We start from the raw sequence: 24,278 nt of genomic DNA, 5'->3' as shown, positions 1-24,278 counted from the left end.
CGGCTTACTGCGCGGCGGGGCGCAGCTTCTTCACTTCTTCGTCGGAGGGCTGGAACTTCGCGCCGTCTTCATAGCGGAAGTCCACCATCACGCCCTTGCCATCCTGGACTGCCGTGGTGCCCACGTAGGCCCCCATGGTGGACTGGTGGTCCTGCGCGCGGTAGGTGATCTGGCCGAAGGGCGTGTTCACCTGCAGGCCGGTGAAGGCGGCGATCAGCTTTTCGGTGTCGCTGCTGCCGGCTTTCTTCAGGCCCGCGGCGATCGACAGGATGGCGTTGTAGCCGACGACGGAGCCGTTGCGCGGGTAGTCGTTGAAGCGCTTGCGGTAGGCGTCCAGGAAGGCCTGGTGCTCGGGCGTGGTGATGGAATACCAGGGGTAGCCAGTGACGATCCAGCCCACGGGCGCCTCGGCCTTGAGCGGGTCGAGGTAGTCGGGCTCGCCGCTGAGCAGCCCCACCACCTTGCGGCCCTCGAACAGGCCGCGGGTTTCACCCTCGCGCACGAACTTCGCGAGGTCGGTGGCAAACAGCACGTTGAAGATGGCGTCCGGCTTGGCGTCGGCCAGCGCCTGCACCACGCTGCCCGCGTCCACCTTGCCCAGCGGCGTGGCCTGCTCGGCGACGAATTCCACGTCCGGCTGGGCGGCCTTCAGCAACTGCTTGAAGGTGGCCACGGCCGACTGGCCATATTCATAGTTGGGATAGACCAGCGCCCAGCGCTTCTTGTTCAGCTTGGCTGCCTCGGGCACCAGCATGGCCACCTGCATCCAGGTGGAGGGACGCAGGCGGAAGGTGTAGCGGTTGCCCTGCTCCCAGACGATCTTGTCGGTCAACGGCTCGCTGGCCAGGTAAAAGCGCTTCTTCTGCAGCGCGAAGTCGGTCAGCGCCAGGCCCAGGTGCGACAGGAAGCCGCCGGTGAGCACGTCCACCTTCTCGCGCGTGATGAGTTCCTCGGCCGCGCGCACCGTATCGCCGGGGTTGGCGTTGTCGTCGCGCGTGATCAGGACCAGCTTCTTGCCGTCTATGCCGCCCGCGGCGTTCACCTGCTCGACGGCCAGCTCCATGCCCTTCCTGTAGGGCTCGAGAAAGGCCGGCTGCGCCTTGTAGCTGTTGATCTCGCCGATCAGGTAGCGCCCGCTGTCAGCATGCGCCGCGCCCGCCACCATCGCCCATGACGCCAGTACCAGCGCCGTCCACTTGCCCATGTCACTGCCCCCCTTGGACTGCCAAAGTTGCCGGAGGGGTAATGTACTGCGCCGGGGGGCGCCGCCGCGGTTTGAACGACAATTGGGGTTTTCCCGGTTCACGTCAGGCAGGCGACAGGCGCGCGGCGCGCACCTGAGCCCATGCCGCGGCAATACCCTGCCGCGCCTGGCCGTTCACACCCACACAACGATGTTCTTCGAAGAGCGCGTCCTCTCGGTACACCACTGGACCGAGCGGCTGTTTTCCTTTACCACCACGCGCGACCAGGCCCTGCGCTTTTCCAACGGCCACTTCACGCTGATCGGCCTGAAGGTGGACGGCAAGCCGCTGCTGCGCGCCTACAGCGTGGTCAGCCCCAACTGGGAAGAGCACCTGGAATTCCTCTCGATCAAGGTGGCGCACGGGCCGCTGACCTCGCGCCTGCAGCACATCCAGGTGGGCGACAGCATCATCGTCGCCAAGAAGCCCACCGGCACGCTGGTGACCGACTACCTGCTGCCGGGCAAACGCCTGTACCTGCTGGCCACCGGCACCGGCATCGCGCCCTTCATGGCCATCGTGCGCGACCCCGACACCTACGAGCGCTTCGAGCAGATCGTCCTGGTGCACGGCGTGCGCGAAGCGGCCGAGCTCGCCTACCGCGACTACCTCACGCACGAGCTGCCACGCCACGAGCTGCTGGGCGAGCTGGTACGGGACAAGCTGCGCTACTACCCCACGGTCACGCGCGAGAGCTTCATCCACCAGGGCCGCATCAATGCGCTGATCGAAAGCGGCCAGCTTGCGGCCGACCTGGGCCTGCCGCAGCTCGACCCGGCCAACGACCGGGTAATGCTCTGCGGCAGCCCGGAGATGCTGGCCACGCTCAAGGCGCTGCTCACGCGCATGGACTTCGCGGAAGGCAGCACCACGCGCCCGGGCGACTTCGTCATCGAGCGCGCCTTCGTCGAAAAATAGGCCCGCCAGGTGCCTGCGCAGCCTACCTCGCACGGCCTGAACGGCGCCACCGTGGGCGCCCTGGTGGCCAGCGGCGAGGCGTGGCTGCAGGCTGCCGGCGCGGGCTTTGGCCACGGCACCACCAACGCGCACGACGAAGCCGCCTGGCTCGTGCTCTGGAGCCTGGGCCTGCCGCTGGACAGCCCCCTGGGCAGCGGGCCGGATTCCATACGAAATCGGCCCGTAACGCCCGCCCAGCAAGCGCAAGCAGCTTCGCTTTTTGAAGAGCGCATACGCCGGCGCGTGCCCACCGCCTACCTCACGCGCGAGGCCTGGCTCGCGGGCATGCCGTTCTACGTGGACGAGCGCGCCATCGTGCCGCGCAGCCTAATCGCCGAGCTGATGGCCGACGCCGGCATCGACCCCTGGCTGAGCGCACAGACCCGCCAGGTGCTGGACCTGTGCACCGGCAACGGGAGCCTCGCGGTGCTGGCCGCCCTGGCCTGGCCCGAGGTGGCGGTCACCGGCGCCGACCTCTCGCCCGAGGCCCTGGCCGTGGCGCGCATCAACGTGGAGCGGCACGGCCTGCAGGAGCACGTGCGGCTCGTCCAGTCCGACGGCCTGGCACGCTGCCCCGGCCCCTGGGACCTGATCCTGTGCAACCCGCCCTACGTCAACGCGCAAAGCATGGCGCAGCTGCCGCCCGAATACCGCGCCGAACCCGCGCTGGCGCTGGCCGGCGGCGAGGACGGCATGGACTTCATCCGCCGCCTGCTTCGCGATGCCCCGGCTTGCATGAGCGAGGATGCGGTGCTGGTGCTGGAGATCGGCCACGAGCGCGCGCACTTCGAGGCGGCGTTTCCCGAATTGCCGGTGTTCTGGCTGCCGACCAGCGCGGGCAGCGAGCAGGTGCTGCTGATCACGCGCCAGGCCCTGGCCGGCGTGTGATCAGGTCTGGGGCAAGGCTGAAAAATCCCTCGCGCGTCGCGCATCCCGGCCTGCGGCGGCCTGCGACCTTGCAAATCCTCGCAATAGCCCCTGCTATTGCCGCGGTTTGCGCCTTGCAGCCCATTCCATGCCCGGCGAGCACCATCGCGGGGACTGGTTCAAGGTCGCTCTAACCCGGCGCACCCTTGCGCATCGCCGCCAGGCGCCGGTAGATGGTGGCGCGGCTCACGCCGAGCTTGCGCGCCGCTTCGGCCACGCGCCCGCCGGCATCGCGCACCGCCTGGTCGATCAGCGCCGACTCCAGCGCCTTGAGCGAACGCTGCGGCGTCACCGGCGCGCGGTGGCGCCGCTCGGCGCGCAGCTGCAGCCGCAGGCCGGACCACAGCGGCACGGTGCGCGGCCCGTCCTGCGCCGCACCGTCGAACAGTCCCGTCCAGGGCAGCGCGAACAGGTCGGCCGCATGCAGCGGCGCGCCCGCCAGAGTGTGCAGCGCCGGCAGCATCTGGCGCGCGCTGCTGTTGGCGCCAACCACCTGGCCGTCGGCGTCCAGGCACAGCAGGCCTTCGGCGCCGCCGCTGCCCCCGCTGACCTGCCAGCCCTCGGGCCAGGACAGGCGCAGGCGCAGGCTGTGGGGGCGCGCCAGGATCAGCGCGTCCTCGATCTGGCGCGCGGTGTGCGCCACCAGGTGCTGCAGCTCGGGGCGTTCGGGCACGTCCACGCCGGTCACGTCGATCATGCCCAGGCAGCTGCCATCGGGGCCGAACAGCGGTGCGCCGGCGCAGCTGTAGACGCCGGTGTCGGTGAAGAAATGCTCACCCCGGTGCAGCCAGACCGGCGCGCGCTCGGCGAGCGCCGCGCCGATCGCGCTGGTGCCTATGCTCTGCTCGGACAGGTCGATGCCGATGCGCGCGATCGCGTGCGTGGCACGGTTGCGGTGGTCTATGGCGCCGGCCGTCTCTATCACCGTGCCGCGCGCGTCGGTGAGCAGGGCGAAGTAGCGCACCGGCGCGATCTGCCTGGCCAGGCGCTGCAGCCCCGGGCGCGCCAGCGCCAGCAGCTCGGCATGCTGCTCGGCGGCGTCGGCCCCGGCGCGCCGGGGCGCGGGCTCGAACACCACCGGGCGATCGGGCCGGGCGCCGCGCGCCAGGCAGCGCTGCCAGCTGCGCACGATCCAGGCGCGGTCCAGCCAGGCGCCGACCAGTGCATCGGTCAGCTCGGCGCCGCCCTGCGCCAGCGCCCGGCGCGCCAGGGCGATCTGGTTCAGGCGAAGGTCGGAGGAGGTCATGGCCATGGCTTGCGGCCCGAGCGCTGCCGCGGGGCGTCTCATTCTGAGAATATTGCATGCGGGCAGGCGCAGTCTCAGGGTTTGTACTAGGGCTGGGTGGGGCACTTGATCCAAGAATGGACAGTCCACACAGGTTCATGGATCAGAAGGAGACAAGCGCATGCAGATCGAGCTCAAGGTCAACGGACAGGCCGTCAGTGCGGACGTGCCGCCCAACACGCTGCTGGTGCAGTTCATCCGCGAACACCTGCGCCTCACCGGCACCCACGTGGGCTGCGACACCGCCCAGTGCGGCGCCTGCACGGTCATGGCGGACGGGCGCTCCATCAAGTCGTGCAACGTGCTGGCGGTGCAGATGAACGGCTGCGACATCACCACCATCGAGGGCGTGGCTGCGCCCGACGGCACGCTGCACCCCATCCAGGCGGCCTTCAAGGAGTGCCACGGCCTGCAATGCGGCTACTGCACGCCGGGCATGGTGATGAGCTCCATCGACCTGCTGGCGCACCACCCGCACGCCAGCGAGCGGGAAATCCGCGAGCTGCTGGAAGGCAACATCTGCCGCTGCACCGGCTACCAGAACATCGTCAAGGCCATCCAGACCGCTCAGGCGGCCGTGGCCGCCTGAGCACATCAAGGAGACAAGACCATGGGTGCCAATGAATTTGCCAAGCTGCCGCACATCGGCGAATCGCTCAAGCGCAAGGAAGACCTGCGCTTTCTCACCGGCCAGGGCAATTACACCGACGACGTGCAGCTGGACCGCCAGCGCCACGGCTACTTCGTGCGCTCGCCGCATGCGCACGCCACCATCAAGAGCGTGAACGCCGCCGCCGCCAGCAAGATGCCCGGGGTGGTGCGCATCTTCACCGGCGCGGACATCGAGGGCAAGCTCGGCTCCATCCCCTGCGCCTGGCAGATCCACTACCCCGACGGCAGCCCGATGCGCGAGCCGCCGCACCCGGCGCTGGCCAGCAAGAAGGTGCGCTACGTGGGCGACCAGGTGGCCCTCGTCGTGGCCGACACGCACGAGCACGCCAAGAACGCCGCCGAGGCGGTGCAGGTCGAATACGAGGAACTGCCCCCCGTCGTCGACATGCTCAGCGCCAAGGACGGCCCCGCGCTGCACGACGAGGCGCCGGACAACCAGTGCTTCAAATGGACGCTGGGCGACAAGGCCGCCGTGGACGCGGCCTTTGCGGGCGCCGCGCACGTGACGAAGATCGACGTGGTGAACAACCGGCTCATTCCCAACGCGATGGAGCCGCGCGCGGTCAACGTGCGCTACAACCGCTCGACCGACGAGACCGAGCTCTACGTCTCCAACCAGAACCCGCACGTGGAGCGCCTGCTGCTCACCGCCTTCGTGATGCAGCTGCCCGAGCACAAGGTGCGCGTGATCGCGCCCGACGTAGGCGGGGGCTTCGGCTCCAAGATCTACCTGTATGCCGAGGACGTGGCCCTGACTTATGCCGCGCGCGAACTCAACTGCGCGGTCAAGTGGACGGCCGAGCGCAGTGAATCCTTCGTGAGCGACGCGCACGGACGCGACCACCTGAGCCACGCCGAGATGGCGATGGACAAGGACGGCAAGTTCCTTGCCGCGCGCTTTCACACCCACGCCAACCTGGGCGCCTACCTCTCGACGTTTGCCAGCGCCATCCCCACCTACCTCTACGGCACGCTGCTGGCGGGCCAGTACGCCACGCCGCAGGTCTATGTGGAGGTGGACGCCTGGTTCACCAACACCGCGCCGGTCGATGCCTACCGCGGCGCAGGCCGGCCCGAGGCCTGCTATCTGGTGGAGCGGCTGGTCACGCGCTGCGGCTGGGAGCTGGGCCTCACGCAGGACGAGATCCGCAAGCGCAACTTCGTCACGGCCTTCCCCTACCAGACGCCGGTGGCGCTGCAGTACGACACGGGGGACTTTCACGCCTGCATGCGCGACGCGCAAAAGCTCGCCGACGTGGCCGGCTTCGATGACCGGCGCAAGGCCAGCGAGGCCAGGGGCCTGCTGCGCGGCATGGGCTATTCCAGCTACATCGAAGCCTGTGGCCTGGCGCCGAGCAACCTCGCGGGCGCTTTGGGCGCGCGCGCCGGCCTTTTTGAAGCCGGCGAGGTGCGCGTGCACCCCACGGGCAGCGTGACGGTGTTCACCGGCTCGCACAGCCACGGCCAGGGGCATGAGACGACGTTTGCGCAGCTCGTCGCGGCGCGTCTGGGGCTCAACCCGGATCAGGTCGAGATCGTGCACGGCGACACCGGGCGCATCCCCTTCGGTCTGGGCACCTACGGCAGCCGCTCGCTGTCGGTGGGCGGCGCGGCCATCATGAAGGCGCTGGACAAGATCGAGGCCAAGGCCAAGAAGATCGCCGCGCACCTGATGGAGGCCAGTGACACCGACATCGAATTTGCCAACGGCGAATTCACCGTCAAGGGCACGGACAAGAAGATCCCCTTCGCCCAGGTGGCGCTCACCGCCTACGTGCCGCACAACTACCCGCTGGACAAGCTGGAGCCGGGCCTGAACGAGACCGCCTTCTACGACCCGACCAACTTCACCTACCCCGCGGGCACCTACATCTGCGAGGTCGAGATCGACCCCGAGACCGGCGTGGTGCGCGTGGACCGCTTCTCCTGCGTGGACGACTTCGGCGTCATCATCAACCCCATGATCGTCGAGGGCCAGGTGCAGGGCGGCGTGGTGCAGGGCATGGGCCAGGCGCTGTACGAGCACGGCATCTACGACAAGGACACGGGGCAGCTGCTCACCGGCAGCTACATGGACTACACCATGCCGCGCGCGGCCAACTTCCCCAATATCCAGATCGGCCATGTGTGCACGCCGTGCACGCACAACCCCATAGGCAGCAAGGGCTGCGGCGAGGCGGGCGCGATCGGCGCGCCACCGGCGGTGATCAACGCGGTGCTCGATGCCCTCAAGCCCCTGGGCATCGACGACATCGACATGCCCGCCACGCCCGACCGCGTGTGGGCCACGATCCAGCAAGCCAAGCAAGCCTGAAAGGAGCACCCAGATGTACGCATTTACCTATGAGCGCCCAAGCACCCAGGCCGATGCCCTCAAGCTCGCCAAGGCGGGCGGCAAGCTGCTGGCGGGCGGGCAGACGCTGCTCGCCTCGATGAAGCTGCGCCTGGCCGCGCCCGAGCAGGTGGTGGACCTGGGCGGCATCCAGGAGCTGGCCGGCATCCGCAAGGAGGCGGGCGCCATCGTGATCGGCGCGATGACGCGCCACTGCGAGGTGGCCGAGAGCGAAGTGGTGCGGCAGGCCATCCCCGCACTGGCGGGCCTGGCCAGCGGCATAGGCGACAAGCAGGTGCGCGCGCGCGGCACGATCGGCGGCTCGGTGGCCAACAACGACCCGGCCGCCGACTACCCGGCCGCGCTGCTGGCCCTGGGCGCGACGGTGCACACCAATGCGCGCGCCATCGCGGCCGACGACTTCTTCCAGGGCCTGTTCAGCACCGCGCTGGACGAGGGCGAGATCATCACCGCGGTGAGCTTTCCCATCCCGCAAAAGGCGGCCTACATGAAGTTCCCGCAGCCGGCCTCGCTGTTCGCGCTGATCGGCGTCTTCGTCGCGCAGACCGCGGGCGGCGTGCGCGTGGCCGTGACGGGCGGGGGCAACGGGGTGTTTCGCCATGCAGCGATGGAGCAGGCGCTGTCGGCCAGCTTCACGCCCGAAGCCGCGGCCAAGGTGGGCACCGATGCGGGCGAGCTCTCGGGCGACCTGCACGGCTCCAGCCAGTACCGCGCCCACCTGGTTGGCGTGATGGCCCAGCGCGCCGTGGCGCAGGCCTTGGCCTGATCGAGCCGCCCTCACCCCAGCGCTCTCCCAGCGGGAGAGGGCGCAAAGCCGGCCCGGTATTTCGTCCTCGCCCCTTTGGGGAGAGGGAGGGGTGAGGGGCCTGTACGGCTTGAAAACTTTCAAGCCTTTTCGGCCTCAAACGCTTGCCTGGCAAGCGCTGACAGCTCATTTTTCAGAAGTCATTCATGCCCGACACCCCACCCTGCGAATGCAACACCATCGACGAGCTCACCGCAGGGCTGCGCCAGCACGGCTACTTTGCCGACCGGCGCCTGGCGACGGCGGTGTTCCTCGCGCTCAAACTGCAGCGCCCGCTGCTGCTGGAGGGCGAACCCGGCGTGGGCAAGACGGAACTGGCCAAGGCGCTGGCCAGGGTGCTGGGCCGCCCCTTGATTCGCCTGCAGTGCTTTGACGGTCTGGAGCAGCGCGAGGCGCTCTACGAATGGAACTACGCCGCGCAGCTGCTGCATCTTCGTGCGGCTGAAATGACGGCCCCCACGCCTCCTGCCGCGCAAGACGCGCGGCCCGGCGACGGCTTGGGCCTGCACATCGAAACGCTGGAGCAAGAGGTCTATCAGCCGCGCTACCTGGTGCGCCGCCCGCTGTTGCAGGCGCTGGAAACCCCGGCGCCGGGCGCGCTGCTCTTGATCGACGAGATCGATCGCGCCGACGAGCCCTTCGAGGCCTTCCTGCTCGAATACCTGGGCGAATACCAGGTCAGCATTCCCGAGTTGGGCACGGTGCGCGCCAGCGTGCCGCCCGTGACCCTGCTCACCAGCAACCGCACGCGCGAGCTCAACGGCGCGGTCAAGCGCCGCTGCCTCTACCACTGGCTCGACTACCCCGAGCGCGAGCGCGAGCTGGCCATCGTCCACGCCCTGGTGCCCGAGGCGCCACGCCAGCTCACCGAGCAGGTCGCGGCCTTCGTGCAGCAATTGCGCAGCGCGCCGTTTGATGGGCACTTCCAGCGCGCCCCCGGCATCGCCGAAACCGTGGAATGGGCGCGTGCGCTGGTCGCGCTCGACACCCTGGCGCTGGACCCCGAAGTGGTGCAGGACACCGCCGGCATCCTGTTCAAGCAGCGCGACGACGTGGCCGCGCTCAACCAGGCGCTGGCCGCCGAGGTGCTGCAAGTCGCCCTGCCCGACGGCGGGGCGAACTGAGGACGAGCGCATGCCCGCCAGCGCAGCCCCGGCCCCCGACCGCGTCGTCCAGCTCGGTGATGCGCGCCACGGCAAGCTCGCGGGCAACCTCGGCGCGTTCTGCCGCATGCTGCGCCGCGCCGGCGTGCCGGTGGATGCCGCGCGCATGGCGCTGGCCCAGCAGGCGCTGCAATGGGTGGGTCTGGCACGGCGCGAGGACGCCAGCGCCGCGCTCGAAGCCGTGCTGGTCGCGCGGGAACAAGACCGCGCGGTATTCCGCGAACTGTTCGACGCTTTTTTCCGCGACCCCAAGCTGGCCAACAAGCTGCTCGCCCAGATGCTGCCGCGCGCCGATGGCCACGCCAAGGGCCCCAAGCGCCGCCCGCGCGTGAGCGAAGCGCTCTCGCCACCCAAGCCACCCAAGCCCGCGCAAAAGGAAGACGCCGTCGACCTGGACGCGGCCATGACCGCCAGCCAGACGGCGCGGCTGAAGACCGCCGACTTCAACCAGCTCAGCGCCAGCGAATACCAGCTGGTGGAGCGCCTGGTGCGCGACATCCCGCTGCCCCTGCCCACCGTGGCCGCGCGGCGCACCCGCGGCGGCATGCGCGGCGCGCGCATCCACTGGCGGCGCACCTTCGGGGCAGCAGCCCAGTGCGGCGGCGACATCATGGCCCTGCACCGCCTGCAGCGCCGCCGCCAGCCGCTGCCGCTGCTGGTGCTGGTCGATGTCTCGGGCTCCATGGAACGCTACGCCCGCCTGCTGCTGGCCTTTTTGCACAGCGCCACCGCGCGCACCCAGGTGGGCAGCCGGGGTTTGGCGGTGCGCCGCGACGTCTTCGCCTTCGGCGCGCACCTGACCGACCTGAACACCGCCTTTCACCTGAGCGATACCGACGCCATGCTGCTCGTCGCCGGCCAGGCCATCGATGACTTCGCCGGTGGCACGCGCCTGGGGGCATCACTGGCCGAGCTGCGCCAGCACCACTGGCGCCGCCTCGTCGGCCGCCGCACCCTGGTGCTGCTGGTCAGCGACGGGCTGGACACGGGCGAACCGGTGCAACTCGCCACGGAGCTCAGCTGGCTCAAGCGCCACACCCGCCAGCTCCTCTGGCTCAACCCGCTGCTGCGCTTTGGCGGCTACGAGCCCATTGCACGCGGCGCGGCCGAACTGCACAAGGCGGCCGACGGCATGCTTGCGGTGCACAACGTCACCAAACTGCACGAGCTGGCGAACGCCATCGCCCGCCTGCTCCAACACCACTGAACCCGCGAAGGAGACCCCCCCATGGAAATGCAAGGCTCACGCCCGCTTGCCATCACCCAGCAACAAGCCTGGGAGTCGCTCAACGACCCCGAGGTGCTCAAGGCCTGCATCCCGGGCTGTGACAGTATCGAAGCCACGGGCGAAAACGCCTATGCGATCACGATGGCGCTGAAGATCGGCCCGGTGAGCGCCAGGTTCAAGGGCAACATCGCGCTGTCGGACATCGAGCCGCCCAGCAGCTACACGCTGGGCTTCGAAGGCTCGGGCGGGCCGGCCGGTTTCGGCAAGGGCAGCGCCAAGGTCACGCTCACACCGCAGGACGCGGGCTGCGAGCTCAGCTACAGCGCCAGCGCCAGCGTGGGCGGCAAGATCGCCCAGGTGGGCCAGCGCCTGATCGACGGCGTTGCCAAGTCCATGGCCGAAAAGTTCTTCACCCGCTTTGACGAGGAGATGCAGCGGCGCTTCGGCCCGCCGCCCGAGGACGCCGGCGAGGAACCCAGGGAAGGCGGCACACTCAAGAAACTGTGGGGCAAGCTCAAGGGCGGCAGCCAGGAAGACGCCGCCGCGCCCGACTGAAGGCAGGAGGCGCAAGGCATGGAAAACCTCGATCTCACGGTGCTGCGCGCGCTGGCCAGCTGGCGCGCCGCGGGCCAGGACGCGGTGCTCGCCACCGTGGTGCACACCTGGGGCTCTTCGCCGCGCCCCGTGGGCTGCATCATGGCGCTGCGCGGCGACGGCATGGTGGTCGGCTCGGTCTCGGGCGGCTGCATCGAATACGACCTGATCGACCGCTACACCAAGCCCGGTGTGGGCGACGCGCTGGCGCGCACCGGGCCGCCGCAGTTCGTCAAGTACGGCATCACCGCCGACGAGGCCCACCGCTTCGGCCTGCCCTGCGGCGGCACGCTGCAGATCCTGGTGGAATTCAACCCCGAGCCTGCAGCCATCCAGCAGCTGCTGGCGCAGCTCGACGCCGGCCGGCTCATGCACCGGCGCGTGCGCCTGGCCGACGGCGCCGTCACGCTGGAGCCCGCCGAGCACCCGGCCGACCTCATCGTCGGCACGCAGGAGGTGGTCAACACCTTCGGCCCGGGCTACCGCATGCTCATCATCGGCGCCGGGCAGATGAGCGAATACCTGGCCACCATGGCCTTGTTCTGCGGCTTTTCCGTCACCGTGTGCGATCCGCGCGAGGAATTCGCCGGCAGCTGGAGCGTGGCCGGCGCGCGTCTCGTCACCACCATGCCCGATGACACCGTGGCCGAGATGCAGCCCGACGGGCGCACCTGCGTGATCGCGCTCACGCACGACCCCAAGCTCGACGACCTGGCACTGCTGCAGGCCCTTGACACCCCCGCCTTCTACATTGGCGCCATCGGCAGCCGGCGCAACAGCGCCTTGCGCCACCAGCGCATGATCGAGCATCTGGACCAGACCGAGGAAAGCCTGAAGAACCTGCGTGGCCCCGTGGGCATCTACATCGGCAGCAAGACCCCGCCCGAGATCGCGGTCAGCGTGATGGCCGAGATCCTCGCGGTGAAGAACGGCGTGCCGCTGCCGCGCGACATGGACGTGGCCCACGTCAAGGACCTGCAGGAGATCACGCCCAACGACGCGGCCAACGTCTGCTTCGTGATCCATGACGACGCCTGAGGCCGCGCGCCCATGCGGCGCGGTGCTGCTCGCCGCCGGCGCCGGGCGGCGCATGGGAAGCCGCCCCAAGGCCCTGCTGCTGCGCGATGGCGAGCCACTGCTGCTGCGCCAGGCACGCCTGCTGGCTGCGGCGGGCTGCGCGCCCGTCGTCGTCGTGCTCGGCCACCACCGCGAGGCCATCCTGCAGGTGTTGCAAGCTGCCCAGGGCAGCCACCCCCACTTGCAATGGACCACCAACCCCACACCCGAGGAAGAGCCCGCCTCGTCGCTGCGCTGCGGCCTGGCCGCACTGCCCGCCAGCCTCACCACCGTCCTCGTCGCACTGGGCGACCAGCCCCTGCTGGAACTGCCGGACTTCAGCGCCATCCTGCACGCTTGGCGCGCGCGCCAACCGGGCACCGAGCTCGTCGTGCCCACCCACCACGGCCAGCCCGGCCACCCGCTGGTCTTTGGCGCCCTGCTGCGCCAGGCGGTGCAGCAGGGCGACTCCGTGCGCCAGTGGCGGCGCGCCCACCCCGAACGGGTGCAGACGCTCGCCGCCGACCATGCACGCTATACCACCGATGCCGATACGCCCGAGTCGCTGCAAAGCTTGCAGCAAGCGCATGGCGTTGCCTTGACCTGGCCTGCCTGACCCTGCCCCTGCCCCGGTCTTGCCTCACGCCCGCGACCGCTTTGGCATAATGCCCCGCGAGAGACGCGCCGATTTGCACCGCTTGCGGGCGCTTTAGAAATTCCGCTAAAGACGTGACCGACAGCGTGCAAGACCCGGCCCCGTTCTTTGGCGGCGCCGGGTTTTTCATGTCCTTCATCGTCCAGCCTCAACTGATGCAGTTCCCCGGGGAGCTGGCGCTCACCTCGGGCGCCGTGCTCAGGGACTACCACCTCGCCTACGAAACCTACGGCGAGCTCAACGCCGACAAGAGCAATGCCGTACTGGTCTGCCACGCGCTCAACGCCTCGCACCACGTGGCGGGCTACTACCCCGGCAAACCCAAGAGCGAAGGCTGGTGGGACAACATGATCGGCCCGGGCAAGAGCCTGGACACCAACCGCTTCTTCGTCATTGGCATCAACAACCCCGGCTCCTGCTTTGGCTCCACCGGTCCGATGGATATCAACCCGGCCACGGGCGAGGTCTATGGCGCCCAGTTCCCCGTCCTCACCGTGGAAGACTGGGTCAATGCCCAGGCCCTGCTGCTGCAACGCCTGGGCATCACGCAGCTGGCCGCCGTGATGGGCGGGAGCCTGGGCGGCATGCAGGCGCTGTCCTGGACGCTGCAATACCCCGATCGCGTGCGCCACGCCATCGTCATCGCCAGCGCTCCCAACCTGTCGGCGGAGAACATCGCCTTCAACGAGGTGGCGCGCCGCGCGATCGCCACCGACCCGGACTTTCACGGCGGCGACTACTACCGCCACGGCGTCGTCCCCAAGCGCGGTCTGCGCATCGCCCGCATGATCGGGCACATCACCTACCTGAGCGACGACGTGATGAACGCCAAGTTCGGCCGCAGTCTCAGGGCCCCCACGCTCCCCGCTGCGCGTGGTTCGCTGCCCCCCGAGGGGGCTGAGCCGGCTCGGGGCGGCCCAGCGCCGGCTCTGCGCGAGTATTTGTACAGCACGCAGGACGTGGAATTCCAGATCGAAAGCTATCTGCGCTACCAGGGCGACAAGTTCAGCGACTACTTCGACGCCAACACCTATCTGCTGATCACCCGTGCGCTCGACTACTTCGATCCGGCACGCAAGACCGGCGGCAACCTGACCCAGGCGCTTGCGCTCACCCAGGCCAGATTCCTGCTGGTGAGCTTTTCCACCGACTGGCGCTTTGCGCCGGCGCGTTCGCGCGAGACCGTGCACGCCCTGCTGGAAAACCGCCGCAGCGTCAGCTACGCCGAAATCGACGCGCCCCACGGGCACGATGCGTTTTTGCTCGATGACGCCCGCTACATGGGCGTAGTGCGCTCCTATTTTGATGGCATTGCGAAGGAGCTTGCATGAGCGATCACTCCACCATGCAAAGCATCGCCCGCCTGGTGCCCGAGGGCAGCCGCGTACTCGACCTGGGTTGCGGCGACGGCGCGCTGCTGGAGCTGCTGACGCGCGAGCGCGGCTGCAGCGGCTACGGCATAGAGATCGCCGATGCCAACGTGCTCGCCTGCGTGCGCCGCGGCGTGAACGTGATCCAGCTCAACCTGGACGAGGGCCTGGCGATGTTCGCCGACAACAGCTTCGACGTGGTGCTGCAGATCGACACCCTGCAGCACCTGCGCAATGCCGAAGTCATGCTGCAGGAGACGGCGCGCGTGGGCCGCAGCGCCGTCGTCGCCTTTCCCAACTTCGCGCACTGGCCCAACCGCCTGTCCATCCTGCGCGGCAGGATGCCGGTCACCAGCCGCCTGCCCTACCAGTGGTACGACACGCCCAACATCCGCGTGGGCACCTTCAAGGACTTCGAAGTGCTGGCGCGGCGCAACAAGCTGCGCATCCTGGACGCCTTTGGCCTGGATGAGGGGCGCGAGGTGCGCACCTGGCCCAACCTGCTCGCCAGCACGGCGGTGTTTCGCTTCGAGCACGACTGAGCCAAGGCGCTACTGCCACCATGGTTTCGCCCTGAGCCACGGCCGGTGCGGCGGCGGCGCTTCTAGACTGGCCACACCACTGAACCGACCACCCGCTTTTGCACAGGAGTACGCGAACATGCATGAACAACGTCTGGACTACACCAAGGCAGCCCCCGAAGCCTTCAGAGCCCTGCTCAACACCGAGATGCAGGTACACAAGACGGGGCTGGAAGAGTCGCTGATCGAACTCGTGAAGATGCGCGCCTCGCAGATCAACGGCTGCGGCTACTGCCTGGACATGCACAGCAAGGACGCGATCGCCGATGGCGAAAGCGTGCAGCGCCTGGTGCTGCTGTCCGCCTGGCGCGAGGCCCCCAGCTTCTACAGCGAGCGCGAGCGCGCCGCCCTGGCCTGGACCGAGGCCATCACGGAAATTGCCACCCGCGGCGTGCCCGACGAGCTGTACGACGAGGTGCGCGGGCACTTCGACGAAAAGGGCATCGTGGACCTGACGCTCGCCGTGATCGCGATCAACGGCTGGAACCGCATGGCGATCGCCTTTCGCTCCAAGGTGGGCGACTACGTGAGCCAGCGCGGCAAGAAGTAGCCCCGCGCGGGGCCCCGCCTCAGCGCCGGGCGGCAGGCAGGCTGCCGTGCGTCAGGCGCCCGTTCATCATCGTTGCCACCACCGCCACCTTGTGGATGTCGTGCGGCGCCACCTCGAACAGGTTGCGCCCCAGCACCACCAGATCGGCGCGCTTGCCCACTTCCAGGGAGCCGACCTGCTTGTCCAGGCCAATCTGGTAGGCCGGGTCCAGCGTATAGCCCTTGAGCATCTGCGCCAGCGTCATGCGCTGGTCCTCGGGCGGCAGGATGGGCGCGTCGGGCTTGCCGATGAGCTGGCGCGTCATGCCGATCTGGATCACGTCCAGCGGCTTGTAGGTGGAAAAGTAGCCCGCGGCGGCCCAGTCGGTGCCCAGGGTGACGCGCGCACCCGACTCCACCAGCGCGCGCGCCGGATAGACGTTGTTCTCGAAACGCTGCGATCCCAGGCGCAGGCGCAGCACGCCCAGGCTGTCGGGGTCGGCCGTGGCCCAGTTCACGCCCACCTGGGCCAGCACGCCGAGCTTGCCGAAGCGCGGCACGTCGGCCGGGTCAATGCTCACCAGGTGGCAGATGGTGTGGCGCCGGTCGCGCGGCGGGTTGGCCGCCATCGCCGCCTCCACCGCGTCGAGCACGGTGCGCGTGCAGGCGTCGCCGTCGCAGTGCACGTGCACGTTGACGCCGGCCTTGTCCGCCTCGGCAATGAGCGCGTGGAACTGCGCGGTGGGGAAGGTGGTGGCGCCGCGCGTCTCGGGCTTGTCGGCATAGGGTTCGAGCAGGGCCGCGGTCCAGCCGCCTTCGGTGCCGTCGCCCATGATCTTGAGCGCCGCCACGTGCACCAGTTCGGAGTGGATGCGCGCCCTGACCGCCTGCAGCCCGGGCAGCGGCGGCGGGTCGTCCGGCCCGCGCGTGGCGTAGGAGACGCCCAGGCGCATCAGCAGCTCGCCGCGGCGTTCCAGCTTCAGGTAGGCCGAAAGCAGGTCGCCCTGGTCGGCCACCGGCGGCACGCCGGCGTCGAAGCCGCCCGTCAGACCCGCGGCCGCCGCCCTGGGCATCCACTTGCCGACGTAGGCGCCGAAGGTTTCAGGCGTCAGCGGCACCAGCTTGTTCAGCGCCTCCATGTAGGTGGCGGGCTCGACCGCGTAGCCGGTGGGTTCGCCGTCCTTGTCGCGCTGCCAGAAGGCAAAGCCCGGCGCCGGGTCTCTGGTGTTGCGGTCCACGCCCACCATCTCCAGCGCCCGGCTGTTGAACCACATGCTGTGGTAGTCGATGTTGAGCATGTAGGCCGGGCGGTCGGGAAAGATGCGGTCGAGCTCGCGCCGGTCCGGCCCCTCGGGGCCGAACATGTCGGTGCGCCAGCCGAAGCCGCTCACCAGCCCCGCGGGATGGGCGCGCGCATAGTCCTCCAGCGCGCGCAGCATTTGCTCGCGCGTCTCGTGCTGCAGGTCGGCGCCGGCGGTCATGAAGCTGCTCAGCAGCGGGTGGATGTGGCTGTCGATGAAGCCGGGCACGACCATCTTGCCCTGCAGGTCCACCACCCGGGTGCCCGCGCCGATGTGCGCCTTCAGCGCGGCATCGTCGTCCTGGCCGACATAGACGATGTCCTTGCCGCGCACCGCCAGCGCCTGGGCCCAGGGCTGCTGCGGGTTGACCGTGTAGATCCTAGCGTTGCGCAGCACGTAGTCGGCACCGGCCGCATGCGCGGCGACGGCCAGCAGGCAGGACGCCGCCAGGAGGAGGGAGCGGAGCATGGTGTTTACCTTTGCGTGGATCGCCGCTGCGGCGCGGGTCAGGGGGTGGGTCGGAATGACGGCCGGTGGGTCTGCGGCATTCAATGCACGCTGGTTCTGGACAGCAGGTTCAGGACCAGCACGCCGGCGACGATGAGCGCGATGCCGAGGAAGGCCCAGGCATCGAGCGCCTGCCCATGCACCACCCAGGCGATCAGCGCGACCAGCACGATGCCCAGGCCCGCCCAGACCGCATAGGCCAGGCCCACGGGGATGGTCTTGAGCGCCAGCGACAGGAAGTAGAAGGCCAGACCATAGCCCACGACCACCACCAGCGAAGGCAGCGGATTGGTGAAATTGTTGGCCGACTTCAGCGCCGAGGTGCCTAGGACCTCGCCCACGATGGCGATCGTGATGTACCACCAGCTTTGCATAGGGGTGTTCCCTTTTTCTCCGGCGCGGCCGCCAAGGGCCGCAGGTGTCGCGATGATGGCAGAGAAAAGGCCCTGCGCCAGCTGATTTTTCCGTCGGCGCGCACTTCAGTGCGCCAGGCACTGCCCGTCGACGAAGGCGCGCAGGACATGGGGCGCCAGCGGCGTCCAGCGTTCGTTGCGTGTCAGCGGCGCGGTGGCGATCACCGCCACGCGGTCGCTGGCGGTGGTGCAGCTGGCAAAGTCCACGCTCAGCTCTTCGTCACTGAGCTGCGCCACCGTGAACGGGTGCCGGCGCTCGATGTAATGCAGCTGGGTGCTGGCATGCGCCCACAGCGCCTGGCCATTGGAGAGCAGGAAATTGAAGCTGCCGTGCGGCGCGATGTGCGCGGCCAGCTCGCGCAGCGTGAGCGTGAGTTCGGCCACGCTGGGTACGCCGGCGTGCGACTTGGCCAGCTCCTGCATCAGCCAGCAGAAGGCATGCTCGCTGTCCGTCGTGCCGACCGGGTGAAAACCGGCATGCAGGCGCGGGCGGAAGTCCTTCAGGTCGCCGTTGTGCGCAAACACCCAGTAGCGCCCCCAGAGCTCGCGCACGAAAGGGTGGCAGTTGGCCAGGTTCACCTCGCCCTGCGTGGCCTTGCGGATGTGCGCAATCACGTTGCGGCTCTTGATCGGGTAGCGGCGGATGAGTTCGGCCACGGGCGAATCGAGCGCACGCTGGTGGTCCACGAAATGCCGCAGGCCGCGGCCCTCGAAGAAGGCCACGCCCCAGCCGTCGACGTGGTCGGCCGTGCCGCCCGCGCGCCGGGCAAAGCCGGTGAAGCTGAAGGCAAGATCGGTAGGGGTATTGGCGTTCATGCCGAGCAGCTGGCACATGGCACGGATTATCGGGGCAGCGCCCATGGGTATTGCCGGCAACGGCGCCCAAGCGCGGCTGCGCAGCGTCCGCCCGCCCCCGGACGCACGCGGCCGGCCGGCGCGCAACTGCCTTGCAAATAGGCGAACGATCGTGCTTTTCGTGTAAGCTGCGAGTAAGACGTCACACCATTCGTGCCGCCAGCCGCAGCGCACGCAGGAGTCATCATGATGCTAATTGGAGTACCGGCCGAGACACTGGCTGGTGAAAAACGCGTGGCCACCGTGCCCGAGGTCGTGGAAAAACTCGTCAAGCTGGGTTTCTCCGTGGCGGTGCAGTCTGGCGCGGGCGAGGCCGCCAGTTTCAGCGACGAGACCTACCGCGGCGCCGGCGCCCAGGTGCTGCCCGATGCCGCCGCGCTGTGGGCGCAGTCCGACATCGTGCTGAAGGTGCGCCCGCCCACCGAGGCGGAAGTGGCGCAGCTGCGCGAGGGCGCCACGGTGATCGGCTTCATCTGGCCAGCGCAAAACCCCGGGCTGATGGAGCAGCTCGCCGCCAGGAAGGCCACGGTGCTGGCCATCGACTGCCTGCCGCGCACGCTCTCGCGCGCGCAGAAGATGGATGCGCTCACCTCCACCGCGGGCGTTTCCGGCTACCGCGCGGTGATCGAGGCGGCCAACGCCTTCGGGCGTTTTTTCAACGGCCAGATCACCGCCGCGGGCAAGGTGCCGCCGGCGCGCGTGTTCATTGCCGGAGCGGGCGTGGCCGGGCTGGCAGCCATCGGCACCGCGGCCAACCTGGGCGCAGTCGTACGGGCCAACGACACACGCGCCGAGGTGGCCGACCAGGTCAAGTCGCTCGGCGGCGAGTTCGTCAAGGTGGACTACGAGGAAGAAGGCTCGGGCGGCGGCGGCTACGCCAGGGTGATGAGCGAGGGCTTTCAGGCCGCGCAGCGCCAGATGTATGCCAGCGAGGTGAAGAACGCCGACATCGTCATCACCACCGCGCTGATCCCGGGCAAACCCGCACCCAAACTCATCAGCGCCGAGATGGTGCAGAGCATGAAGCCCGGCAGCGTGATCGTGGACATGGCCGGCGAGCAGGGCGGCAACTGCGAGCTCACGGTGCCCGGCGAGGCGGTGGTGCGCCACGGCGTGACCATCATCGGCTACACGGACCTGGCCTCGCGCCTGGCGCGCCAGTCTTCCACGCTGTACGCCACCAACCTGCTGCGCCTGATGGAAGAGCTTTGCAAGGCCAAGGACGGCGTCGCGGTGGTGAACATGGAGGACGATGCGATCCGCGGCCTCACGGTCATCAAGGAGGGCGAGATTACCTGGCCCGCGCCGCCGCTCAAGCTCGCGCCGCCGCCGGCCCCCAAGCCTGCGGCAGCGCCGGTGGCAGAGAAAAAATCCGCCCACGGCAGCGGCGCGCCGATGTCGGGCAAGGCGCTCACCATCGTGTTTGCGGTGCTGGCGGTGCTGTTCTGGGCCATCGGGGCGTACGCGCCGGCGGCCTTCCTCGGACACTTCACGGTCTTCGTGCTGGCCTGCTTCATCGGCTACATGGTGGTGTGGAACGTCACGCCCTCGCTGCACACGCCGCTCATGAGCGTGACCAACGCCATTTCCAGCATCATCGCCATCGGTGCGCTGATCCAGATCGCGCCGCCGGGCGCGGGCATGAACGGGCGGCCGGATACGCTGATTCTCTGGCTCGCCTTTGGCGCGCTGGTGCTCACCGGCATCAACATGTTCGGCGGCTTCGCCGTCACCAAGCGCATGCTGGCGATGTTCCGCAAGTAAGCCCCGCCCTCGCTATCCGAGAAAGAGAACAACCATGTCCGCAAGTCTCGTGACGGTGGCCTACCTGGGCGCTGCCATCCTGTTCATCCTGAGCCTGGGAGGGCTCTCCAACCCCGAAACCTCGCGCCGCGGCAACCTGCTGGGCATGGTCGGCATGGCGATCGCGGTGCTCGCCACGGTGCTGGGCCCGCGCGTGCATGCCTCGGGCATCGCCTGGATCATCGCCGCGCTGGTGATCGGCGGCGGCATCGGCCTGTGGGCCGCGCGCATCGTCAAGATGACGCAGATGCCCGAGCTGATCGCGCTGATGCACAGCCTCGTCGGCCTGGCCGCCTGCATCGTGGGCTTTGCCAGCTACGTCGATACCTCGATCCAGTTCGCGGGCGCGGAGAAGGTCATCCACGAAGTGGAGATTTACCTCGGCATCCTGATCGGCGCCTACACCTTCTCGGGCTCCATCATTGCCTTCGGCAAGCTCTCGGGCAAGATCGGCGGCAAGCCCGTGCTGCTGCCCGCGCGCCACTGGCTCAACCTCGCCCTGCTGCTGGTCATCGTCTGGCTGGGCAGACAGTTCCTGGCCGCGCCCGATGCGCAGGCCGGCATGGCGCCGCTGCTCGCCATGACGGTGCTGGCGCTGCTGCTGGGCGTGCACATGATCATGGCCATCGGCGGGGCGGACATGCCGGTGGTGATCTCCATGCTCAACAGCTATTCGGGCTGGGCGGCGGCGGCCACCGGCTTCATGCTCAGCAACGATCTGCTCATCGTCACCGGCGCGCTGGTGGGCTCCTCGGGGGCGATCCTCTCCTACATCATGTGCAACGCGATGAACCGCAACTTCGTCAGCGTGATTGCCGGGGGCTTTGGCTCCGGCGGCGGCGCGTCGGCGGCCAAGAAGGGCGACGGCGGCGAACCCCAGGGTGAAGTCACGCCGATCAGCGCCCAGGAGACGGCCGAATTGCTGCGCGAATCCAAGAGCGTCATCATCGTGCCCGGCTACGGCATGGCGGTGGCGCAGGCGCAGCACACGGTGTTCGAGATCACCCAGACACTGCGTGAACACGGCGTGCAGATGCGCTTTGCCATCCACCCGGTGGCGGGGCGCATGCCAGGCCACATGAACGTGCTGCTGGCCGAAGCCAAGGTGCCCTACGACATCGTCATGGAGATGGACGAGATCAACGAGGACTTCCCCGACACCGACGTGGCCATCGTCATCGGCGCCAACGACATCGTCAACCCCAGCGCGGCCGAGGATCCGTCGAGTCCGATTGCCGGCATGCCGGTGCTCGAGGTCTGGAAGGCCAGAACCAGCATCGTGATGAAGCGCTCCATGGCCTCGGGCTATGCCGGCGTGGACAACCCCCTGTTCTACAAGGACAACAACCGCATGCTGTTTGGCGACGCGAAGAAAATGCTCGACGAGGTGCTGGCCGCCCTGAAGGCATGAGGGCCGCCAGCGCCTCCCACACCCCATGCACAACGCCCCCGCAGGAGACTCCCCCATGAACGAACGCCCCTGGCTTGCCGCCTACCCGCAAGGCGTACCCGCGGACATCGACGCCTCGCAGTACCAGTCGCTGGTGCAGCTGATGGAAGAGGCCTTCACCAAATACGCCACGCGCACCGCCTACACCTTCATGGGCAAGGACACCACCTTTGCCCAGACCGATGCGCAAAGCCGCCAGATGGCCGCCTACCTGCAGAGCCTGGGGCTGGCGCGCGGCGCGCGCGTGGCGCTGATGATGCCCAACATCCCGCAATATCCCATCGCCATGGCGGCGGTGCTGCGCGCCGGCTACGTGGTGGTCAACGTGAACCCGCTCTACACCCCGCGCGAGCTCGAGCACCAGCTCAAGGACTCGGGCGCCCAGGCCATCGTCATCCTGGAGAACTTCGCCACCACGCTGCAGGCCTGCCTCGGCGCAACGGCGGTCAAGCACATCGTGCTGTGCGCCATGGGCGACCGCCTGGGTCTGCTCAAGGGCGCGCTGGTCAACTACGTGGTGCGCAATGTCAAGAAGCTGGTGCCGCACTTCGAGCTGCCCGGCGCGGTGCGCTTCAACGACGCGCTGGACAAGGGCGCGAGCCTCACGCTGGACAAGCCCGAGCTCAAGCCCGACGACATCGCGCTCTTGCAGTACACCGGCGGCACCACCGGGGTTTCCAAGGGGGCGGTGCTGCTGCACAGCAACGTCATTGCCAACGTGCTGCAGTCGGAAGCCTGGAACGAGCCGGTCATGAAGCAGGTGCCGGCGGGCGAGCAGCCCACCTCGGTGTGCGCGCTGCCGCTCTACCATATCTTCGCGTTCACGGTGAACATGATGCTGTCCATGCGCACCGGCGGCAAGACCATCCTGATCCCCAATCCGCGCGACCTGCCGGCCACGCTCAAGGAGCTGTCCAAGCACACCTTCCACAGCTTCCCGGCGGTCAACACCCTGTTCAACGCGCTGGCCAACCACCCCGACTTCGACACCGTCAACTGGAAGAACCTGAAGGTGTCGGTGGGCGGGGGCATGGCGGTGCAGGCGGCCGTGGCCCAGCTCTGGCTGGACAAGACCGGCTGCCCCGTCTGCGAAGGCTACGGGCTGTCCGAGACCAGCCCCTCGGCCAGCTGCAACCCGGTCACCGCCAAGGAGTTTTCCGGCACCATCGGCGTGCCGATTCCCAGCACCTGGATGCGCATCCTGGACGACGCCGGCAACGACATCACCGCCAGTGGCGAGCCCGGCGAGATCGCGATCAAGGGCCCGCAGGTGATGGCCGGCTACTGGCAGCGACCGGACGAGACCGCCAAGGTGATGACGGCCGACGGCTACTTTCGCACCGGCGACATCGGCACCATGGATGCGCGCGGCTATTTCAAGATCGTCGACCGCAAGAAGGACATGGTGCTGGTGAGCGGCTTCAACGTCTATCCCAACGAGATCGAAGACGTGGTGGCCAGGATGCCCGGCGTGCTCGAGTGCGCGGTGGTCGGCGTGCCGGACGAGAAGACCGGCGAGGCGGTCAAGCTCGTCATCGTGCGCCGCGACCCCTCGCTGACCGAGGAGGCGGTGCGCCAGTACTGTCACGACAACCTGACGGGCTACAAACGCCCGCGCCACATCGAATTTCGCACCGAGGAGCTGCCCAAGTCCCCCGTGGGCAAGATCCTGCGGCGCGAGCTGCGCAAGAAGAAATGAGCGCCGGCCGGCCGCAGCCAGGCGCCCTGGCCCGCCGCGCAGAGCCCGCCCGCGCGTGCCCATAGCCATCGTCAGCGCCCTGGCCGAAGAGCAGGGCAATCTGCTGCAGGCGCTGCGGCAGCCCCAGCGCCTGCGGCACGCGGGGCGCGAGTTCTGGCGCGGGCAGCTCGGCGAGCGCGAGGTGGTGCTGGTGCTTTCGGGCATAGGCAAGGTGGCGGCCGCGACCACCGCGGCGGTGCTGCTCGAATGCCTGCATGCGCGCTGCATCGTCTTCACCGGCGTGGCCGGCGGCCTGGGCGAGGGCGTGCAGGTCGGCGACGTGGTCGTGGCCACGCACTTCCTGCAGCACGACATGGACGCTTCGCCCATCTTCCCGCGCTGGGAGGTGCCGGGCTACGGGCGCGCACTCTTCCCTTGCGACGCTGCCTTGAGCGCTCCTTTGTTGGAAGCTGCCAGCGCTTGCCTGGCAAGGGATAGAGCCACATTTGACCAAGAATTTTCAGCCGCGCGGGGCGCACGCGCCTACCACGGCTTGATCGTCAGCGGCGACCGCTTCGTCAGCACCTCGGCCGAATCGCAGGCGCTGCGCGGCGCGCTCGCCGGCGCCGGCCATGCGGCGCTGGCGGTGGAGATGGAAGGCGCGGCCGTGGCCCAGGTGTGCGCGGACTACGGCGCCCCGTTTGCCGCGCTGCGCACGATCTCGGACCGCGCCGACGACGACGCGCCGACGGACTTCAGCCGTTTCGTGCGCGAGGTGGCCAGCCGCCATACCGAGCGCATCGTGCGGGCGGCGCTGCCACAGCTGCCGCGCTGAGGCGCGCCGTGCGGCCCG

22 protein-coding genes are annotated in these 24,278 nt (G+C 68.7%); 17 read left to right on the top strand and 5 right to left on the bottom strand.

Features of this window, described 5'->3' with window-relative positions:
• Nucleotides 1–4: 4 nt before the first annotated feature.
• Nucleotides 5–1,165, bottom strand: coding sequence for an ABC transporter substrate-binding protein (locus tag FOZ74_RS07845; RefSeq protein ID WP_255437845.1), 1,161 nt, complete (start codon nt 1,163–1,165; stop codon nt 5–7).
• A 229-nt stretch (nt 1,166–1,394) separates the two neighbouring features.
• On the opposite strand from FOZ74_RS07845, the gene FOZ74_RS07840 reads away from it, so the two are divergent.
• Nucleotides 1,395–2,162 (top strand): ferredoxin--NADP reductase, encoded by a 768-nt coding sequence (locus tag FOZ74_RS07840; RefSeq protein WP_146912537.1) that lies wholly within the window; start codon nt 1,395–1,397, stop codon nt 2,160–2,162.
• Between the two features lie 9 nt (nt 2,163–2,171).
• Nucleotides 2,172–3,089 (top strand): 50S ribosomal protein L3 N(5)-glutamine methyltransferase, encoded by a 918-nt coding sequence (prmB, locus tag FOZ74_RS07835; RefSeq protein WP_186764670.1) that lies wholly within the window; start codon nt 2,172–2,174, stop codon nt 3,087–3,089.
• A 169-nt stretch (nt 3,090–3,258) separates the two neighbouring features.
• Here prmB and FOZ74_RS07830 read toward each other — a convergent pair whose 3' ends face one another.
• Nucleotides 3,259–4,380 carry a helix-turn-helix domain-containing protein gene (locus tag FOZ74_RS07830; RefSeq protein ID WP_255437822.1) on the bottom strand — a complete coding sequence of 374 codons (1,122 nt, stop codon included), beginning with the start codon at nt 4,378–4,380 and terminating at the stop codon, nt 3,259–3,261.
• Between the two features lie 154 nt (nt 4,381–4,534).
• Here FOZ74_RS07830 and FOZ74_RS07825 point away from each other — a divergent pair, with 154 nt between their 5' ends.
• From FOZ74_RS07825 to FOZ74_RS07775, 11 genes are all read left to right on the top strand, one after another.
• Complete coding sequence (locus FOZ74_RS07825; RefSeq protein ID WP_146912536.1) at nt 4,535–5,002, top strand: (2Fe-2S)-binding protein; 468 nt, start codon at nt 4,535–4,537, stop codon at nt 5,000–5,002.
• A gap of 21 nt (nt 5,003–5,023) precedes the next feature.
• Nucleotides 5,024–7,399 (top strand): xanthine dehydrogenase family protein molybdopterin-binding subunit, encoded by a 2,376-nt coding sequence (locus FOZ74_RS07820; protein ID WP_146912535.1) that lies wholly within the window; start codon nt 5,024–5,026, stop codon nt 7,397–7,399.
• Nucleotides 7,400–7,412: 13 nt separating this feature from the next.
• Nucleotides 7,413–8,204: an FAD binding domain-containing protein gene (locus FOZ74_RS07815; RefSeq protein ID WP_146912534.1), complete on the top strand. Its 792-nt coding sequence runs from the start codon at nt 7,413–7,415 to the stop codon at nt 8,202–8,204.
• Nucleotides 8,205–8,389: 185 nt separating this feature from the next.
• On the top strand, nt 8,390–9,367 hold the full coding sequence (locus FOZ74_RS07810; protein WP_146912533.1) for an AAA family ATPase: 978 nt from the start codon (nt 8,390–8,392) through the stop codon (nt 9,365–9,367).
• 10 nt (nt 9,368–9,377) lie between these two features.
• Nucleotides 9,378–10,613 (top strand): vWA domain-containing protein, encoded by a 1,236-nt coding sequence (locus FOZ74_RS07805; RefSeq protein ID WP_146912532.1) that lies wholly within the window; start codon nt 9,378–9,380, stop codon nt 10,611–10,613.
• 21 nt (nt 10,614–10,634) lie between these two features.
• A complete protein-coding gene (locus FOZ74_RS07800; RefSeq protein WP_146912531.1) occupies nt 10,635–11,189 on the top strand; it encodes an SRPBCC family protein in 555 nt (184 codons plus the stop codon).
• An 18-nt stretch (nt 11,190–11,207) separates the two neighbouring features.
• On the top strand, nt 11,208–12,266 hold the full coding sequence (locus FOZ74_RS07795; RefSeq protein ID WP_146912530.1) for an XdhC family protein: 1,059 nt from the start codon (nt 11,208–11,210) through the stop codon (nt 12,264–12,266).
• Entirely contained in the window at nt 12,253–12,900 is a 648-nt protein-coding gene (locus FOZ74_RS07790) for a nucleotidyltransferase family protein (protein WP_146912529.1), read from the top strand. The genes FOZ74_RS07795 and FOZ74_RS07790 overlap by 14 nt, the downstream gene beginning before the upstream one ends.
• Nucleotides 12,901–13,067: 167 nt before the next feature.
• Nucleotides 13,068–14,270: a homoserine O-acetyltransferase MetX gene (metX, locus tag FOZ74_RS07785; RefSeq protein WP_146912528.1), complete on the top strand. Its 1,203-nt coding sequence runs from the start codon at nt 13,068–13,070 to the stop codon at nt 14,268–14,270.
• Entirely contained in the window at nt 14,267–14,851 is a 585-nt protein-coding gene (gene metW, locus FOZ74_RS07780) for a methionine biosynthesis protein MetW (RefSeq protein ID WP_146912527.1), read from the top strand. The genes metX and metW overlap by 4 nt, the downstream gene beginning before the upstream one ends.
• 118 nt (nt 14,852–14,969) lie before the next feature.
• Nucleotides 14,970–15,440: a carboxymuconolactone decarboxylase family protein gene (locus FOZ74_RS07775; protein ID WP_146912526.1), complete on the top strand. Its 471-nt coding sequence runs from the start codon at nt 14,970–14,972 to the stop codon at nt 15,438–15,440.
• Between the two features lie 19 nt (nt 15,441–15,459).
• Here FOZ74_RS07775 and FOZ74_RS07770 read toward each other — a convergent pair whose 3' ends face one another.
• From FOZ74_RS07770 to FOZ74_RS07760, 3 genes are all read right to left on the bottom strand, one after another.
• Nucleotides 15,460–17,187, bottom strand: a complete 1,728-nt coding sequence (locus FOZ74_RS07770) for an amidohydrolase (RefSeq protein ID WP_222434190.1) — start codon at nt 17,185–17,187, stop codon at nt 15,460–15,462.
• 80 nt (nt 17,188–17,267) lie between these two features.
• Entirely contained in the window at nt 17,268–17,600 is a 333-nt protein-coding gene (locus tag FOZ74_RS07765) for a DMT family transporter (RefSeq protein ID WP_146912525.1), read from the bottom strand.
• A gap of 105 nt (nt 17,601–17,705) precedes the next feature.
• Nucleotides 17,706–18,473, bottom strand: a complete 768-nt coding sequence (locus tag FOZ74_RS07760; RefSeq protein WP_146912524.1) for a class II glutamine amidotransferase — start codon at nt 18,471–18,473, stop codon at nt 17,706–17,708.
• A gap of 210 nt (nt 18,474–18,683) precedes the next feature.
• On the opposite strand from FOZ74_RS07760, the gene FOZ74_RS07755 reads away from it, so the two are divergent.
• From FOZ74_RS07755 to FOZ74_RS07740, 4 genes are read left to right on the top strand one after another with little or no spacing between them, the layout of a single operon-like run.
• Nucleotides 18,684–20,258: a Re/Si-specific NAD(P)(+) transhydrogenase subunit alpha gene (locus tag FOZ74_RS07755; RefSeq protein WP_146914125.1), complete on the top strand. Its 1,575-nt coding sequence runs from the start codon at nt 18,684–18,686 to the stop codon at nt 20,256–20,258.
• A gap of 34 nt (nt 20,259–20,292) precedes the next feature.
• Nucleotides 20,293–21,708 (top strand): Re/Si-specific NAD(P)(+) transhydrogenase subunit beta, encoded by a 1,416-nt coding sequence (gene pntB / locus FOZ74_RS07750; protein ID WP_146912523.1) that lies wholly within the window; start codon nt 20,293–20,295, stop codon nt 21,706–21,708.
• Between the two features lie 55 nt (nt 21,709–21,763).
• Nucleotides 21,764–23,446, top strand: coding sequence for a long-chain-fatty-acid--CoA ligase (locus FOZ74_RS07745; protein WP_146912522.1), 1,683 nt, complete (start codon nt 21,764–21,766; stop codon nt 23,444–23,446).
• Between the two features lie 55 nt (nt 23,447–23,501).
• The gene (locus tag FOZ74_RS07740; protein ID WP_146912521.1) at nt 23,502–24,260 is read left to right on the top strand and encodes a 5'-methylthioadenosine/adenosylhomocysteine nucleosidase; all 759 of its coding nucleotides are present in this window, start codon (nt 23,502–23,504) and stop codon (nt 24,258–24,260) included.
• Nucleotides 24,261–24,278 lie beyond the last annotated feature (18 nt).

The sequence above is a fragment of the Comamonas flocculans genome (assembly GCF_007954405.1).
Classification (GTDB): Bacteria; Pseudomonadota; Gammaproteobacteria; order Burkholderiales; family Burkholderiaceae_C; genus Comamonas_C; species Comamonas_C flocculans.
The sequence above is the reverse complement of the archived record's forward strand: the minus strand, read 5'-3'. Positions and strand labels throughout refer to the sequence as shown.

Coding starts and splice junctions, on each gene's coding strand:
- FOZ74_RS07795 (WP_146912530.1), top strand. CDS start 11,208: ATGGAAAACCTCGATCTCACGGTGCTGCGCGCGCTGGCCAGCTGGCGC.
- FOZ74_RS07805 (WP_146912532.1), top strand. CDS start 9,378: ATGCCCGCCAGCGCAGCCCCGGCCCCCGACCGCGTCGTCCAGCTCGGT.
- FOZ74_RS07840 (WP_146912537.1), top strand. CDS start 1,395: ATGTTCTTCGAAGAGCGCGTCCTCTCGGTACACCACTGGACCGAGCGG.
- metW (WP_146912527.1), top strand. CDS start 14,267: ATGAGCGATCACTCCACCATGCAAAGCATCGCCCGCCTGGTGCCCGAG.
- FOZ74_RS07765 (WP_146912525.1), bottom strand. CDS start 17,600: ATGCAAAGCTGGTGGTACATCACGATCGCCATCGTGGGCGAGGTCCTA.
- FOZ74_RS07745 (WP_146912522.1), top strand. CDS start 21,764: ATGAACGAACGCCCCTGGCTTGCCGCCTACCCGCAAGGCGTACCCGCG.
- FOZ74_RS07845 (WP_255437845.1), bottom strand. CDS start 1,165: ATGGTGGCGGGCGCGGCGCATGCTGACAGCGGGCGCTACCTGATCGGC.
- FOZ74_RS07760 (WP_146912524.1), bottom strand. CDS start 18,473: ATGTGCCAGCTGCTCGGCATGAACGCCAATACCCCTACCGATCTTGCC.
- FOZ74_RS07775 (WP_146912526.1), top strand. CDS start 14,970: ATGCATGAACAACGTCTGGACTACACCAAGGCAGCCCCCGAAGCCTTC.
- FOZ74_RS07825 (WP_146912536.1), top strand. CDS start 4,535: ATGCAGATCGAGCTCAAGGTCAACGGACAGGCCGTCAGTGCGGACGTG.
- metX (WP_146912528.1), top strand. CDS start 13,068: ATGTCCTTCATCGTCCAGCCTCAACTGATGCAGTTCCCCGGGGAGCTG.
- FOZ74_RS07810 (WP_146912533.1), top strand. CDS start 8,390: ATGCCCGACACCCCACCCTGCGAATGCAACACCATCGACGAGCTCACC.
- FOZ74_RS07815 (WP_146912534.1), top strand. CDS start 7,413: ATGTACGCATTTACCTATGAGCGCCCAAGCACCCAGGCCGATGCCCTC.
- FOZ74_RS07770 (WP_222434190.1), bottom strand. CDS start 17,187: ATGCTCCGCTCCCTCCTCCTGGCGGCGTCCTGCCTGCTGGCCGTCGCC.
- FOZ74_RS07830 (WP_255437822.1), bottom strand. CDS start 4,380: ATGGCCATGACCTCCTCCGACCTTCGCCTGAACCAGATCGCCCTGGCG.
- FOZ74_RS07755 (WP_146914125.1), top strand. CDS start 18,684: ATGCTAATTGGAGTACCGGCCGAGACACTGGCTGGTGAAAAACGCGTG.
- pntB (WP_146912523.1), top strand. CDS start 20,293: ATGTCCGCAAGTCTCGTGACGGTGGCCTACCTGGGCGCTGCCATCCTG.
- FOZ74_RS07820 (WP_146912535.1), top strand. CDS start 5,024: ATGGGTGCCAATGAATTTGCCAAGCTGCCGCACATCGGCGAATCGCTC.
- FOZ74_RS07790 (WP_146912529.1), top strand. CDS start 12,253: ATGACGACGCCTGAGGCCGCGCGCCCATGCGGCGCGGTGCTGCTCGCC.
- FOZ74_RS07800 (WP_146912531.1), top strand. CDS start 10,635: ATGGAAATGCAAGGCTCACGCCCGCTTGCCATCACCCAGCAACAAGCC.